Genomic DNA, 14,904 nt, shown 5'->3' on the forward strand with positions numbered 1-14,904 from the left:
GGCGCATCGCGTCGATGCTTGCTGGCATGCGTTGTGCTCGTCATCTCAGGCTGGTGAATGCGTCGATGTGTATGCACCTCGGGGCGGGCGGTCCGCGCGGAGCGGTGCGCTGATCGCAAGACTTGGATGGCAAATCTGATGCCTGCCTTCCGTTATACCGGCCGCAACGCCCAAGGCGTCAAGATCAGCGGTGCGCTCGAGGGTGCCAGCGCCGATTCCGTTGCGGGCGAGTTGTTGTCACGACAGATCACTCCGCTGACCATCGAAGCCCGCGAGAGTCAGGCCGGCAACGGTGATGCGTTGGCGGTGCTGCGCGAAAAGCTCCGGCGCAAGCGCGTCGATCTGGATGAGCTGATCATCTTCAGCCGCCAGATGTACAGCCTGAGCAAGGCCGGTGTGCCGATCATCCGCGCTATCGGCGGTCTGGCGGAGTCGAACCGAAACCTGTTCTTTCGGCAGATCCTGCAGGACGTGCGTGCCAGCCTGGAGAGCGGCCAATCCATGGCCGTCGCGCTGAACGCCCACTCCAAAGTATTCAACAACCTGTTCGTCAGTATGGTCAGCGTTGGCGAGAACACCGGCCAGCTCGACCAGGCCTTCAAACAGCTGTCGGCCTACCTCGAGCTGGAGCGCGAAACCCGCAAGCGCATCAAGCAGGCGACTCGTTATCCCATCTTCGTCATGGTCGCCATGGGCGTCGCGCTCGCGGTGATCAACCTGCTGGTGATCCCGGCTTTCGCCAAGGTGTTCGCCCAGTTCCACGCGCAGCTGCCGTGGGCCACCCGCGTGCTGATCGGCACCTCCAACTTCATGCGCGACTACTGGTGGCTGTTGCTGCTGGGCATCGTTGGCGGGCTTTACGCCTTCTTCAAATGGATCGAGACCGATGCCGGTCGACTCCAGTGGGATCGCATCAAACTGCGCCTGCCCATTGTCGGCGGCATCTTCGAACGCATCGCCCTGGCGCGCTTCACCCGTACCTTCGCGATGATGTACCGCGCCGGTGTGCCGTTGCTGCAGACCCTCTCGATCAACAGCGCCAGTGTCGGCAACCAGCATATCGGCCAGGCGATTCTCGGCATCCGCGAAAGCGTCGAACGCGGCGAAGCCCTGACCCGCTCGGCCCATAACTCAGGCCTGTTTACACCGCTTGTCCTGCAAATGATGGCCGTCGGTGAAGAAACCGGCGCGCTGGACGACCTCTTTATCGAAGTGGCTGATTTCTACGAACAGGAAGTCGACTACGACCTCAAACAACTGGCCGACGCCATCGAGCCAATCCTGATCGTTTGCATGGGCGTAATGGTGCTGGTGCTGGCATTGGGTGTGTTCTTGCCGATGTGGGAACTGGGTAGCGCGGCGCAGGGGAGGGGGTGATGAGCTTCGAAAAACATGATTACAGACGTGATCCGGCAGGCACGGCGGTTGCAGCGTGCTCACTCACAGGTAAACAGATGACAGAAAACCGACAGCGGACAAGCGGAATGCAGCGAAACAAGGGCTTTACGATGATCGAGCTGGTTGTGGTCATCGCCATCCTCGGCATCCTAGCTGCAGTGGCCTTGCCGCATTTCATCGACTCGGCCAAGGACGCCCACCGCGCCAGTGTGCGCAGCGCAGGCGGTGCGCTGACGTCTGCCGTCTCGCTGCTGCGTGGCCAGTACGAACTGAACCGTGGCGGCGGTAGCAATGCCTGCCTGGCCAACAACTGCCAGATCAACGTGCAGGGTTACGGCAACGGCGCGATGGACGTGAACGCCAACGGCTGGCCCGTTGGCACGGAACGCAGCGGCACCCCGCTCGCTAACACCAGCATGTCTGCCGATGAATGTCGCAACCTCTGGAGCAACCTGCTACAGGCGTCCTCCCAGAGCCTGACTGGCACCAATCCGGCATTCACCGCCACGGCCAACGGCACCCGCTGCCTGTACACCTACAACCTCGATGGCGGTGACGACGTCATCGAATACAACGCCAATACCGGCGAAGTTTTCGTCAACTTCAACTGAGTCAATAAGGAGCGACAACTATGAAGAAGCAACAGAGCGGTTTCACCATGATCGAGTTGATTATGGTGATTGTGATTTTGGGGATTTTGGCGGCGTTTGCGTTGCCGAAGTTTGCGGATTTGGGTAGTAACGCGCGAGCGGCTGCCGTCCAAGGTCTTGCGGGTTCGATAAAAAGTGCCTCAGCGATTGTTCATTCGGCCTGGCTGGCAGGTGGCGGTACCGGCACGACTGTAAACGTAGAAGGGGGGAGCGTGACCACTACCACTAACGGCTATGCGCTAGCTACCGCAGTGGGCATCGGTGCTGCTATCGATGAGGACGGTTTCACTGGGACGCCGGGAACTGGAAGTATTGTGTATGTCCCGGATGGATATACGGGTACAGATTGCTCCGTCACCTTTGCTGAGGCAGACCCAGCGGCGACAGATTTAGCAGACCAAGTTCCGCAGATTGCCGTTGACGATACCTGTGCGAGCTGACCGATTTTCCATGCCACTATAGGTAGGGCTTCGATGAAGCTGGCTGGACTCAGTTTCCAAACGTCGACTCTGTCTAGTTCGTTACAGCACGGCTTTACCCTCGTCGAGCTAATCATGGTCATCGTGATCATGGGCATCCTCGCCGCCGTGGTGGGGCCGCGCTTTTTCGATCGTCAGTCATTTGACGAGCGTTTCTACTTCGAAGAAGCGTTCTCGGCCTTTCGCTATGCTCAAAAGCTGGCAGTGGCCAGTGGTTGCTCGATAGAGATACAGCTGGAGCAAGACGGCTATCGAGCGGTCTATGCCCAGGATTGCGGCGATGCGCCAATTGACCCCAAGCGTGGCTACCCGGTCGCCGGCCCAGCTGGCGGAGATCTGCAAGGTAACAACCCAAAGAAGGTCAGCATCAATCAGAAGTTGACAGTTACCTTTAACGCTCTTGGTGCTGTCGATACCCCGGCAAGTGTCAAGTTCGCGGAAGGGAAGTTCGAACTTACCGTACATTCAACCGGCTTTATCGAGGCGCGGCCATGATCCGCAGCTCGTTCGAATGGCGAGACAAGCCCTTGATGTCTGGCAGCTGCTGTGATGACGGCGGCACGCGTTGGCCATCGCTGCGATGTACGTTTAGCTTCGACGCCATGCGGCCCAACCACAACCTGTCGTACGCAAACGTGAGGTGGATGATGCTTCACCCATCCGCCAATGTGCCTCATGCCACCGGTCACAATCAGAACCCGCGGTGGAAAACGCTGCGCGGTTTTCCGCCCTACGGGCGCGCCACGGGACCGAGGTATCAGCTGTGATTCGATCTCAACGGGGCGTGACCCTGGTCGAGCTGGTCATCACCATCGTGATCATAGGTATTGCTGCTGCCGCACTGTTTTCGGCAGCAGCCGCTATCACTGGTCGTTCAGCCGTTCCACTGCTGCGCCAGCAGAGCGTGATGATCGCCGAAAGCTATCTGTCGGCGGCGCTGGCACTGCCCTACGACCAGCTGAGCAGCGCGGCGCAATCAGCCGCTGCCCCGCGGAATCTTACCGGCGAACCGGTTACCGAGCTGGCCGGCTACTCGGTCGCGCTGACGGTCGATGGTGCTGCCAAGCTGAACGGTGTTGACGCCACCCACATCCAGGTGACGGTGACCGATCCGCAGAACCAGTCGTTACAGCTATCCGGTTGGCGCACTTGCTACGGCGAGTACGATGCGGCGGGGAATGCCCTATGCCCTTGATACGAGCGCCGAGGCGCCAGCACAGTCGGCGAGAGGGGACGTTCGCGGGCGCTGGTTCGGCATTCTCCGGTCAGGGCTTCAGGCAAGTCGCGGGCAGTACCGATGGGTTCACGCTGGTCGAGCTGATCATGGTGATCGCGCTGGCCGGAACCGTCGCGGTGATGGTCGGTACGGTCATGTCGCGGCCGTTGCAAGGCTTCGCCGACAATAGTCAGCGGGCCGAACTGACCGATCGGGCGGCGATCGCGCTCAACCGGATGGCGCGCGATATTCGGCTAGCCGTACCAAACTCCGTCCTTGTAGCCGACACGGGCGATGAAATCAGGCTCGTCCCGATCGCGGCGGCCGGGCGTTATCGTGCCAATCTGCCGATGCCCGATGGGCCACGTCAGGACCCACCGGCCTGTACGCAGTCATCCGGCCGCTGCTTGATTGATATCCTCAGCCCGATCGAGCCGGCAGATAGCAAGAAGAACAAGCACTGGCTAATAATCTACAACACCGGCGCGCTCGTCGGGCGACCCGAGCCCGTCGATGGAGCGGTCTCGCCGGTGTCACCCAAGGCCTTCACTTGGGAAAACGGCGTGCTTGAGGCTGATCTCTCGGCTTTCCGTTTTGAGTTCGCTTCGCCGCAACATCGGTTTTTTCTGGCCGACCGAGCCGTCGGCTATCAATGCCGAAATGGTGCGCTGGTTCGCGCCGAATTTGGCGAACTGGCCGCGTCTGATTATTCCGGTGCCGCCACCGTGGTCGATCGTGTCGATTGCGGCCAGAGCCAGTTCAGCTACGAACCCGGCAACAACACGCGCAATGGCCTTGTGACGCTCAAACTGGTACTGGCTGGCGCTGGCGGAACCGTCACCCTCTTGCAGCAGGTCCAGGTCGATAATGCCCCCTGATTTTTCCTTCCTACAGAGTCGCCAGGGCGGCTTCGGGCTAGTCGCCGCGATGTTTGTCATTATCGTCATCGCCGGCGCGATCGCGGCCATGGCGCGGATGTCCGAAACCCAGAGCGCCACCAGCAGCATGGCGATCCAGCAGGCGCGGGCCTATCAGGCAGCGCGGGCCGGGATTGAGTGGGGGATCCATAGGGCGATGGCAGATCTTTCTTGTGAAGATCAATTCACGCTGGAGGGCTTTGAGGTAGAGGTGAAGTGCGACATACCCCCTGATGCCGTTTCCCTGCCCGAGGAAGACCGTAGCCTGCGCTTCATCTCGCTGCAGGCTAGCGCACAGTACGCCTCGCCGGGCAGCCCGGATCATGTGTACCGGCAGTTGAGTGCCGTGGTGGAAAAGGATGAATGACATGCCAGAGAAAATACGGGGCAGCTGGCGGATACTGGCGGGCAGGGTGCGGGTGAAGGCATCGTCGCTCGCGGTGCTTTGCCTGCTCGGTATTGTCTGTCTGGGCAGCCCAACCGCGTCGGCGGCGCTCTGCTCAAATGTCTTTCCCCAGGACGCGACACCGGATACTGGCGCGACACTCGACCTTGCCGTAATGGGTCGCCAGGTCTACGGTCCCTTTCCCTCCCGCGGTGCGGCGTACGCCGCGGCTGGGGGTTACTTCTACAACGCTGGCAAGCTGAACAATGGCGAGACCATCTCGGTAACGGCCGGCCGGCCCGTGCGCATATTCGTCAATGGCGACCTAGACCTTGCGTCGCATAGCGAGATCAATCCGGACGGTTCAGCGTCCGACTTGCTGATTGTCGTGCGCGGCAATCTGAGCATCGGCACCAAGAACGATATCAATGCCTTGGTGTACGTGACCGGCGATGTCACCGCCAATCCCAGCGCTCACATAGAGGGCGCCGTAACAGCCGAAGGCAGCATCGATACCAAGGTCAAGGACACCATTACGTACGACGAGGTGGCCGCCTCGGCCTTTGCTCAAGGCGACCTTTGCCAGGATTCGGAGAACATCCCGCTCTACCTGCGCTTCGACGAGGCGAGCTGGGGCGTACCGGCGAACACTGGGCGGGGGGCATTCGACATCCAAGTAATTAACGGGGCGGTTACCGCCGGGGTTGACCCAGCCTGGCCCGTGGATCGTCAGGGCGAAGGTACGTGTAGATATGGGCGATTTGATGCGCCCGCAAGCGCGGTACAGGTACGAGATCACGACTCACTTGATCTCAAGCGTGAATTGAGCGCGAGTTTCTGGCTCAAGGTGGAGGCAACGCCGAGCGGTAACGTCGCCGTGTTTACTAAGGGAGCTACGTACAGGCTTGAGTTAGATAACCAACGTCGGTTGGTACTAACTTCACGAGCACCTACCTGGTTCGGCGGAAGAGCTTTGACGGTTGAATCTGGCCCACTCCCGATTGGCAAGTGGGTCCACGTAGGCTTTCACCTCAAACTAGCGGTCGTCTTCTTAGGCATAGACAGGCTAGAAGGGGCACTTTATTTGGACGGAACTGCCGAGTCGGCAGCCAGTGAGACATTCTTGTTTGGTTCAATTCCGAATGACACTCACCCTCTTATCATCGCAGGTGATTCAAGTGGTCTGGTCGGATCGATCGACGAGGTTCGGTTAGATCAAGGGCTATGGACAATCGATGACTACAAGAGGCAGATGGCAGCGCGCCATTGGTGTGGCACGCCAGCAAGCATTGATCATTTCGAATTCACCACTAGTGCCTTGGCACATACCTGTAGTCCCCAAACCGTCACGCTCATGGCTTGTACCAATGCAGCCCCTGAGGCCTGTCAGCCCTATCCGGGTGAGGTATCGGTCACGCTCGGAGGAGGTGGCTGGCTCGGTGGCAACCAGCAGACGCTCAGGGGCGGCGTCGGGACCTTTAAGCTCCAGGGACTACAGCTGCAGATGCCCTTGGCCGTCGACGCTTCAGAGCCCGATGCCTTTAGATCGACACTTTGCCGGATTGGCGACGCGCCGCATTCTTCCGACTGCCTGCTGAACTTCGTACAGAGCGGCTTTATCTTCGATGTTCCGGATATGCAGGCAGGTCGCGGACAATCGGTTGTGCCCATGCGTGCGGTCATCGACGTCGGTGACGAAGGAAGCCCTCGCTGCGAGCCGGCGTTCACCGACAGCACGCGTGAGGTGCGTTTCTGGAGCAGCTTCGTCACTCCGTCAGTCAACGAGCTGTCGGACAGCTCGAAACCAGTTCAGGTGAATGCCGAATCGGTCGGGCAGAACTTTGCAGAGGCTCGGTCGCTCGCGCTTCGTTTCAATCAGAACGGCGCCACCTCGCTCGACGTGAATTACGCTGAAGCCGGACGGATGCTGCTAAACGCCTACTATCCGGGCAGCGCGGAGGAGGGTGACAGTGGGCCGATTAGCGGCAGCGATGACTTTGTTTCCACGCCGGCGGGCTTCTGCATCGAGCCGTCGCAGACCTGCCCGGCGGGAGACAGCAGCTGCGATGTGTTTCGGCAGGTTGGCCAGGCGTTTTCGACGGCGATCAGGCCGGTGGTCTGGCGTGCCGATGGCGATCTTTGTGCTGCGGGTACAACCCGGAATTATCGACAGGATCAGGTGCCGCTGCGCCCGGTTGTATTGGCCCCCTCTCCAGCTATCGGCGGGGTCGCCGGACGTGTGCTCAGACCGGCGGATAGTCGTTATGACCATCTACCTCCGGGACTGCCGGCAAACTGGGATGGAACGGTTATCCAAGATCTGGCGTTATCGGAGGTTGGCGTGTTTCGTTTGCGCGTCGAGCCGCCTCCCTACCTCGGCGTGGCTGTACCGGCCAGCGAGTCAGCTCCAGTCGGGCGGTTCATCCCACAGCATCTGAAAGCCCGGATCGACGGCGCGCTGGACGCTGGTTGCGGCGTATTCAGCTACCAGTATCAGCCGGTCGGTTGGATCACGCCGCCGGCGCTGACTATTGCCGGCTATGGCTTCGCTGATGGGATGGAATACCCCACCGAGAACTACGATTTCGATGGCTTCTGGGGCTTCGATAGCAACCCGGCCCCGAGTTGGCTGGCGGCTGACCGGAACTTGGACCTAGCGCCTCGATTGGTTCAGGGAAATGGCGACCCCGCCGAGCTGGTTTGGCAATCGATCGAGGGCCTCGTGCCCAGCGAGAGCGGGAAAAACGACGGGGACGGGCAGCGGACCTATATCTGGGATGCGGATTGGCTGCGCTACCAGCGAGCTGCGCAACCAGGCGCCGACGACCATCCATTCCAGCTCCGCTTGCGCTTTGCCGCCGAAACGCTGACAGACAGGGACGGTGTTTGTCATGGCAGCGCTTGCGAATCCTTCGGGGCGATCTTGGGGCAGAGCGAGTTTCGCCTGGGCCGGCTACGGATCGGCAACGGCCACGGCTCCGAACTGCAGGACCTGAGCCTACCCTGGGTCATCGAGACCTGGCAGGCATCGAGCATCTTTCGCCCTGAAGCCGGTGATACCTGCAGTGCGACGGTTTGGGGGAATGCCCAGGCAACCGAACAGGTGGGCAATCTGGTGGGCAAGGAACTACAGATTGATGGCGGAAAGGTTGGGTACGAAGGCAGCCTGATCATCAACAAGCCGGATGCGACCGGTGAAGCCCGGATTGGGTTTCAACAGGTGCCCGAATGGCTCTGGTATGACTGGCAGGGCGAGGGGCGGGAGGCGAGCCTAGGGCTTGTCAGTTTCGGGATCTACCATGGCCCGAAGCCATTGATCTTCCGTCGCGAGGTTTACCGGGGAATGTGAGACACCGGCCCTTGGGGAATTGAAATGCCGAAGGGCCGCTGTTGCCGCCCTTCGGCTGAGAAATAAAAGAGGGAATCCCTGGCCTGCCTGTACCAGGGTCCCCAAAACTGGTTACCTAGGTTATTGCAGAGGGCGTGCCAATTCCGTCAACTATGGCAGCGGTCGCAACCGGTCACACACAGAACCAGTCCCGAGGTTTTGCTGCGTGCCCTAGGTTGCAGTGGCTATGCGGGTTTCAGTTGGGTTTGTCGGGGCTGAATGAAAGCGCCCCGAGCGGTACGCCTGATTCCTGAGGCGGGCCGTGGGCTATAGGTGCTGGCTACGGCTGAGGCTTTACGCTTGCTCAGGGGGCACACCATAGCCGGCGTGCCCATCTTTGGCGCAGTTCAGTTCTGCTCTGGCCAGACTCGCAGCGGTGCGCCTTCGGTGGGCCAGAAGCGCAGTTGGTCGATCTTGGAGACGTCCCAACGTTCGATTTGCGAGAGCAGTTCGAGGAAGTGCTGTTCCTGCTTCATGATGTGATCGGCGCACATCTTGCGCGTGCTGCCGATTTCGCTGAAGCGCAGCTTCTGGCCGTCGAGCTGGTAGCTGGCGAACCAGTGGTTACAACCGGCGTTGCCATAGGCGCGGTCTTCGCTGAAGGTCAGCGAGACAGGGTTACGGCCTACCACGGGCTCGTCACCGATCCACTCGGCGATATAGGTGACTTCGTTCTGCAGGGTTAAGGGTTCGACCGAACATCCCGATAAGAACAAGATGGTCAAGCCGGCCAACACGATCTTCTTCATGACTTTGCCCTCTGGCAGACTGGGCAGAGGTGGCGGCCGGTGTCGTTCGTCCAGCCTAGGTCGGCAATCCTGGCTTCGGCCGCTGGCGCGCGTGCGGCGTCGCCTTTGGCGGCGTCTACGGCGAATTCGAAATCCAGCTGCTTGCTGCAACCGTCGCAATCGACCTGCCAGTTGATGATTGCCAGTTCCTTGAACACCGGGCCGTTGGCCACGGCCATCCACTGTCCTGGCGGGTTGATCAGGTGACGAACCTTGTCGACGGTCAGGCGCTGGGAGAGGTCTCGGCTGCCTTTAAGCGTGACGATAAGGACATCGCCTGAGCGAACATTGCCACCGTTGCCGGTGACCTGGTAACGGCCCGGCGCCAAGGCGCGACATTCGGTCAGGGTGTGTCCGGGGTTGAGCAGGGTGTAGCGAAAATCGTGTTCGGCCATGACTCGCGATCGATTCGGAATGGGGGGAGTTGCGGTGGGCCGTAATGCTAGCACGGGAGCTGGCCAGAGGCTGCTCTGGGAGGCGGAACACCGGAAGAAGTAAAGAAACCAGCGGCGTGCGCGGGGTGGGCTTGGATGGCGGTGTTCGCCAGCCGTCACCCCAGCCTCTCCCCAAACGGGAGAGGACGGACCGTTAGACAGCTACGGTTGTTGAGGGGGGACACGAAGGGCGCCCGTCAACGTGAAGCATCAACGAACCCAAGCCACCAAGCGGTTCCATACGCCACAGCACCAAAACACACTGCTTTCGCAAGCATGACCGGTGCGTCAGGCCGTTGGGTTAAGGGCGGCTGCTGTCGAACGTTTCGTCGAGGAAGCGTTGCATGTCATTCCATGAGCGCTCGTCGGCGGCTTTGTTGTAGGCCACATCGACGCCTTTTTCCTGAAACTTGTCAGCCCCTGGATTGGTGAAGCCGTGTTTGGCGCCTGGCAGGTTGACGAATTGATAGTCAGCGCCGGCTTTGACCATTTCGGCGCTCAGTGCAGCGACGTCTTCGGCACTGACCATGCTGTCGGCGCTGCCGTGTTCGACCAGTACGCGCGCTTTGACACTCCCCGGCGCTGCGCGGGTTTCGGTGGCCAGGGCGCCGTGGAAGCTGACAACGCCTTCGAGTGGTACGCCCTGACGGGCCATGTCCAACACGACCTTGCCGCCGAAGCAGTAGCCAACGGCTGCGAGTTTGGCGCCGTTGGTCTGCTGTTGCTGTTTGAGCAGATCCACACCGGCGTTGAAGCGGGCTTTGGCCGCGTCGGCGTCGGCCAGGGCGGCTTTCATGAAGCTCATCGCGTCCTTCGGATGCTCGGTGTTCTTGCCCTCGCCATACATATCGATTGCCAGGGCGCTGTAACCCAGTCCGGCCAAGTCACGGGCGCGGCTTTTGGCGTAGTCATTGAGGCCCCACCATTCATGGACCACCACGACGCCAGGGCGCTGGCCTTCGATAGCGTCGTCGTAGGCGTAGTAGCCAACCATCTTGGTGCCGTCGGCTGCGGTGTAGGGGATTTCCTGAGTCTGGATCTCAGCGTGAGCGGCGGCGCTGGCCGCCATCAGGGCTGCACCGAACAGTTGATAACGCATGGTGGACTCCTTGTTGTCGTTGATATCGAGACGTTCCGATACTTAGCCGGAGTTCGACACAGGCGCAACAGGGTTGTTCAGCGGGTAAAGCGCGGGCAGGAGCCGGAAGCGTTCCGGAGGGGATGTGAATCAAGGCGGTCTGAGTACCTGAGCCCGTCCCTGGGCTCAGGTTCATCGATGATGATTCGGCGCTGCCCTTCAGGATCAGCGCCGCTCTTATAGTTACCAGCCCGGCACGCCGTGCATGTCTGGCAGTCGGTGGGCGATGCCCTTGTGACAGTCAATGCAGGTCGCTTCGCCTTTACCTAGTGCTTTGGAGTGGAACTCGGCGGCGCGTTTGCTTTGGCGAGTGAAATCCATGAACTCGTAGTTGTGGCAGTTGCGGCACTCCAGCGAGTCATTGGCCTTCAGACGACGCCATTCACGCTCGGCCATTTCCCGGCGCATGCCGAGGAATTTTTCCCGCGTGCTGATGGTGCCGAAGATCTTTCCCCAGACCTCTTTCGAAGCCTGCATCTTGCGCGCGATTTTGTCTGTCCATTCGTGTGGCACGTGGCAATCCGGACAGGTCGCGCGGACGCCGGAGCGGTTGGTGTAGTGGATGGTGTCCTTGATCTCCATGTACACGTTGTCTTCCATCTCGTGACAGGAAATGCAGAAGGCTTCGGTATTGGTCGCCTCCAGCGCGGTATTGAACCCGCCCCAGAAGATGATGCCAGCAAGAAACCCCCCGAGCGTCAGGACGCCCAGGCTGTAGTGCACGCTTGGGCGGCGCAGAACGGTCCAGTAGCGCTTGAGGAACGACAGTATCGACTTCATCCAGGCGTCCTCACTGTTCGTTCTGCTGGTTTTCGTGATAGAGCAGCTCGTCGATGTTCTCGAAGTCGTTCTCTACCAGCGGTTTCACGTCGTGCTGCACCACATGGCACTGGGTGCAAAAGTAGCGACGCGGGGCAACAGCGCCGAGCGTCTGGCTATCGCGGTCGGTGAAGTGGGTGATGCTGATCATTGGCGCTTGAGTGCGAGCACTGTTGGCACGGCTGTGGCAGGACAAGCACTTGTTGCCGTTTATATCGACCTGATAGCCGCGAATGGTGTGCGGAATAGTCGGTGGCTGCTCCGGATAGTTGCGCTCGCGCTTCAGATCCTTGTTTTCCTCATCCTTGAGCGGAGGCGGGGTGAACTCCTGGGTGATGGTGCCGCCCGGCCGGCGACCATCCGGGGCGGGCGCATCCAGTGGGTAATCGGGCCCGGCTGCGACGGCCACGCCAAACACCGCGAGGAGCATCAAAGGCAGTAAACGGAATTTCATGGTGACTCTCCTCAGGCGATGCTGACCACTTCGATCTTCACGGCGCACTTCTTGAAATCGGTTTGCTTGGAGATCGGGTCGGTAGCGTCGAGGGTGACCTTGTTGATCAGTTTGTTGGCATCGAAGAAGGGCACGAAGATCAGCCCCTTCGGTGGCTTGTTGCGGCCACGGGTTTCGATGCGAGCCTGCATTTCACCGCGTCGACTGATGACCTTGACCACGCTGCCGCGGCGGGCCTTGAGCTCGCGCGCATCGTCCGGATGCATGTACACCAGCGCATCCGGCACAGCCTGGTGTAGCTCGTCGACACGCTGGGTCATGCTGCCGGTGTGCCAATGCTCCAGCACGCGGCCGGTACTGAGCCAGAACGGATATTCTTCATCCGGCATCTCTGCAGGTGCCTCGTAGGGCAGTGCGAAGATAATCGCCCGCTTGTCCGGATAGCCGTAGAACTGCACCTCTGAGCCTTTCTCGACGTAGGGGTCATGACCTTCACGGTAACGCCAGAGGGTTTCCTTGCCGTCTACAACCGGCCAACGCAGGCCGCGCTCCTGATGGTAACGGTCGAAATCGGCGAGGTCGTGACCATGACCGCGACCAAACTGAGCGTATTCCTCGAACAGGCCTTTCTGGACGTAGAAGCCATAGTCCTCTGACTCTTGGTTCCGGTAGCCTTCTTCGATATCCGAAACGGGGAAGGTGTCGACCTGACCGTTCTTGAAAAGCACCTCGAACAGCGTCTTGCCCTTCAGCTCCGGTGATTTGGCCAGCAGCTCAGCAGGCCAGACTTCATCGGTGGTAAAGCGTTTGGAGAATTCCATCAATTGCCAGAGGTCCGAGCGCGCTTCACCTGGCGGGCTGACCAGCTGGTGCCAGAAATGGGTGCGACGCTCGGCATTGCCGTAGGCACCTTCCTTCTCCACCCACATCGCAGCGGGAAGGATGAGGTCTGCAGCCTGGGCCGAGACCGTGGGATACACGTCAGAAACAACGATGAAGGTTTCCGGGTTGCGCCAACCGGGCAGCACCTCCTGCATGATGTTGGGGCCGGCCTGCATGTTGTTTGTCGCCTGGGTCCAGTAGACCCTCAGGCCACCGTCCTTGAGCTCGCGGCTTTGTTGCACGGCATGAAAGCCGGGCTTTTCCGGGATGGTGCCTTCGGGCAGCTTCCAGATCTTCTCGGTGACGGCCCGATGCTTGGGGTTGGTGACGACCATGTCCGCAGGCAAGCGGTGCGAAAAAGTGCCAACCTCGCGTGCCGTGCCGCAGGCCGATGGTTGTCCGGTAAGCGAGAAGGGGCTGTTGCCGGGCTCGCTGATTTTTCCGGTAAGCAGATGAATGTTGTAGATCATGTTGTTCGCCCAGACGCCGCGGGTGTGCTGGTTGAAACCCATGGTCCAGAACGACATTACTTTTGTTTTCGGATCGGCATAGAGCTCCGCCAGCATCTGCAAGCGCTCTTCCGGAACACCCGACTCGCGAGCCGCTCGCTCCAGGGTGTATGGCTTGAGGAACTCGGCATAGTCTTCAAAACTGATGTCGGTCCAGCCGCCTGCCGCAGCGGCATTCTCGGCCTTCATCTCGCGCGGGTCGGTCGCTCGCAGGCCGTAGCCGATGTTGGTGTTGCCCTTGGCGAACTTGGTGTGATTCTTGATGAAGTCCTGGTTGACCGCGCCACTCTCGATGATGTGGTTGGCGATGTAGTTGAGAATCACCAGATCGGTCTGCGGCGTGAACACCATCGGTATGTCCGCAAGATCGAAGCTGCGGTGCTCGAAGGTCGACATCACAGCGACTTTTACATGCGGCGCGCTAAGGCGACGGTCGGTCACGCGGGTCCAGAGCACGGGATGCATCTCGGCCATGTTCGAGCCCCAAAGCACGAATGCGTCCGCGGCTTCGATATCGTCGTAGCAGCCCATGGGCTCGTCCATGCCGAAGGTGCGCATGAAGCCGACAGCGGCAGACGCCATGCAGTGCCGCGCATTTGGGTCGAGGTTGTTGGAACGAAAACCTGCCTTCATTAGCTTGCTGGCCGCATAGCCTTCCCACACGGTCCACTGGCCGGAACCGAACATGCCTACGGCAGTGGGGCCGTGGTCTTTCATCGCGGTCTTGTATTTCTCTTCCATGATGTCGAAGGCCTGCTCCCAACTTACAGGTTGAAACTCGCCCTGTTTGTCGTACTTGCCATCCTTCATCCGCAACAGCGGCTCAGTCAGACGGTCGGAGCCGTACATGATCTTCGACAGAAAATAGCCTTTGACGCAGTTGATACCGCGATTGACCTCGGCCTTGACATCGCCATGCGTGGCGACCACGCGGTCGCCGCTGGTGGCGACCATCACGCCGCAGCCGGTGCCACAGAACCGGCACGGCGCCTTGTGCCACTTGAGCGCCGTCGCTTGCGGATCAGTAACGAGATTGCTAGCACTGGTAGCGATAGGCATGCCAGCCACGCTGGCTGCGATGGCCGCGGCGTTGGCTTTGGCGAATTGACGTCGTGTGAGGCTCATTCCGGCTCTCCTTCGGGGCTGAGGAGTTCGTGGTAAATCAGGGCAGCGTTGAGGACGCCAGGCAATTGTTGGATGTGGCTGATGGTGTCGAGAATGCGGCTTTCATGCTCCGCCTCAAGAACCACCACCACTTTTCCGGCGGCGCTTTCCTGATGAAGCTCTGTGCCGGGCAATAGCAGCAGGTTCTGTTTCACCGCGTCGAGTAGCTCGGGGCGGCAGTGCACGAGCAGGCTCGCGATATGCAAGGCATTGGTCATTTTTTTCTTATGAAGCTCCGCCTGCCCTGAAACGAGCAAGCAATGAATGGAGGGGGTGTTCCGGT

Annotated in this window: 16 protein-coding genes; 9 read left to right on the forward strand and 7 right to left on the reverse strand. The window is 60.1% G+C overall.

Annotated elements, in window-relative coordinates; translation table 11 throughout:
• Positions 1 to 138: 138 nt before the first annotated feature.
• The 9 genes from C1896_08205 to C1896_08245 all read left to right on the forward strand — a co-directional run bounded on the left by C1896_08205 (position 139) and on the right by C1896_08245 (position 8,394).
• Positions 139 to 1,377 carry an MSHA biogenesis protein MshG gene (locus C1896_08205; protein AZZ47580.1) on the forward strand — a complete coding sequence of 413 codons (1,239 nt, stop codon included), beginning with the start codon at positions 139 to 141 and terminating at the stop codon, positions 1,375 to 1,377.
• Between the two features lie 107 nt (positions 1,378 to 1,484).
• Positions 1,485 to 2,009, forward strand: a complete 525-nt coding sequence (locus C1896_08210; protein AZZ44889.1) for a type II secretion system protein — start codon at positions 1,485 to 1,487, stop codon at positions 2,007 to 2,009.
• Positions 2,010 to 2,029: 20 nt separating this feature from the next.
• Positions 2,030 to 2,488, forward strand: a complete 459-nt coding sequence (locus tag C1896_08215) for a mannose-sensitive hemagglutinin a (GenBank protein AZZ44890.1) — start codon at positions 2,030 to 2,032, stop codon at positions 2,486 to 2,488.
• A gap of 33 nt (positions 2,489 to 2,521) precedes the next feature.
• The gene (locus C1896_08220; GenBank protein AZZ44891.1) at positions 2,522 to 3,022 is read left to right on the forward strand and encodes a prepilin-type cleavage/methylation domain-containing protein; all 501 of its coding nucleotides are present in this window, start codon (positions 2,522 to 2,524) and stop codon (positions 3,020 to 3,022) included.
• The gene (locus tag C1896_08225; protein ID AZZ44892.1) at positions 3,019 to 3,294 is read left to right on the forward strand and encodes a hypothetical protein; all 276 of its coding nucleotides are present in this window, start codon (positions 3,019 to 3,021) and stop codon (positions 3,292 to 3,294) included. Before C1896_08220 ends, C1896_08225 begins: the two co-directional genes overlap by 4 nt.
• Before the next feature lie 17 nt (positions 3,295 to 3,311).
• The gene (locus C1896_08230; GenBank protein AZZ44893.1) at positions 3,312 to 3,722 is read left to right on the forward strand and encodes a prepilin-type cleavage/methylation domain-containing protein; all 411 of its coding nucleotides are present in this window, start codon (positions 3,312 to 3,314) and stop codon (positions 3,720 to 3,722) included.
• Positions 3,713 to 4,621 (forward strand): type II secretion system protein, encoded by a 909-nt coding sequence (locus tag C1896_08235; GenBank protein ID AZZ44894.1) that lies wholly within the window; start codon positions 3,713 to 3,715, stop codon positions 4,619 to 4,621. The genes C1896_08230 and C1896_08235 overlap by 10 nt, the downstream gene beginning before the upstream one ends.
• Positions 4,611 to 5,027, forward strand: a complete 417-nt coding sequence (locus C1896_08240) for a pilus assembly protein MshP (GenBank protein AZZ44895.1) — start codon at positions 4,611 to 4,613, stop codon at positions 5,025 to 5,027. The genes C1896_08235 and C1896_08240 overlap by 11 nt, the downstream gene beginning before the upstream one ends.
• Positions 5,020 to 8,394 (forward strand): hypothetical protein, encoded by a 3,375-nt coding sequence (locus C1896_08245; GenBank protein AZZ44896.1) that lies wholly within the window; start codon positions 5,020 to 5,022, stop codon positions 8,392 to 8,394. Before C1896_08240 ends, C1896_08245 begins: the two co-directional genes overlap by 8 nt.
• Positions 8,395 to 8,780: 386 nt before the next feature.
• On the opposite strand, the gene C1896_08250 is transcribed toward C1896_08245, so the two are convergent.
• The 7 genes from C1896_08250 to C1896_08280 all read right to left on the reverse strand — a co-directional run bounded on the left by C1896_08250 (position 8,781) and on the right by C1896_08280 (position 14,839).
• Positions 8,781 to 9,182 carry an META domain-containing protein gene (locus C1896_08250; protein ID AZZ44897.1) on the reverse strand — a complete coding sequence of 134 codons (402 nt, stop codon included), beginning with the start codon at positions 9,180 to 9,182 and terminating at the stop codon, positions 8,781 to 8,783.
• Complete coding sequence (locus C1896_08255) at positions 9,179 to 9,616, reverse strand: hypothetical protein (protein AZZ44898.1); 438 nt, start codon at positions 9,614 to 9,616, stop codon at positions 9,179 to 9,181. Before C1896_08255 ends, C1896_08250 begins: the two co-directional genes overlap by 4 nt.
• A 340-nt stretch (positions 9,617 to 9,956) precedes the next feature.
• Positions 9,957 to 10,754 (reverse strand): dienelactone hydrolase, encoded by a 798-nt coding sequence (locus tag C1896_08260; protein ID AZZ44899.1) that lies wholly within the window; start codon positions 10,752 to 10,754, stop codon positions 9,957 to 9,959.
• A gap of 222 nt (positions 10,755 to 10,976) precedes the next feature.
• The gene (locus C1896_08265) at positions 10,977 to 11,573 is read right to left on the reverse strand and encodes a cytochrome C (protein AZZ44900.1); all 597 of its coding nucleotides are present in this window, start codon (positions 11,571 to 11,573) and stop codon (positions 10,977 to 10,979) included.
• Between the two features lie 10 nt (positions 11,574 to 11,583).
• Complete coding sequence (locus C1896_08270) at positions 11,584 to 12,066, reverse strand: cytochrome C (GenBank protein ID AZZ44901.1); 483 nt, start codon at positions 12,064 to 12,066, stop codon at positions 11,584 to 11,586.
• Between the two features lie 11 nt (positions 12,067 to 12,077).
• Complete coding sequence (locus C1896_08275; protein ID AZZ44902.1) at positions 12,078 to 14,582, reverse strand: nitrate reductase catalytic subunit NapA; 2,505 nt, start codon at positions 14,580 to 14,582, stop codon at positions 12,078 to 12,080.
• On the reverse strand, positions 14,579 to 14,839 hold the full coding sequence (locus C1896_08280) for a glutamate synthase (protein AZZ44903.1): 261 nt from the start codon (positions 14,837 to 14,839) through the stop codon (positions 14,579 to 14,581). Before C1896_08280 ends, C1896_08275 begins: the two co-directional genes overlap by 4 nt.
• Positions 14,840 to 14,904 lie beyond the last annotated feature (65 nt).

Source organism: Pseudomonadaceae bacterium SI-3 (genome assembly GCA_004010935.1).
GTDB lineage: Bacteria > Pseudomonadota > Gammaproteobacteria > Pseudomonadales > Pseudomonadaceae > Stutzerimonas.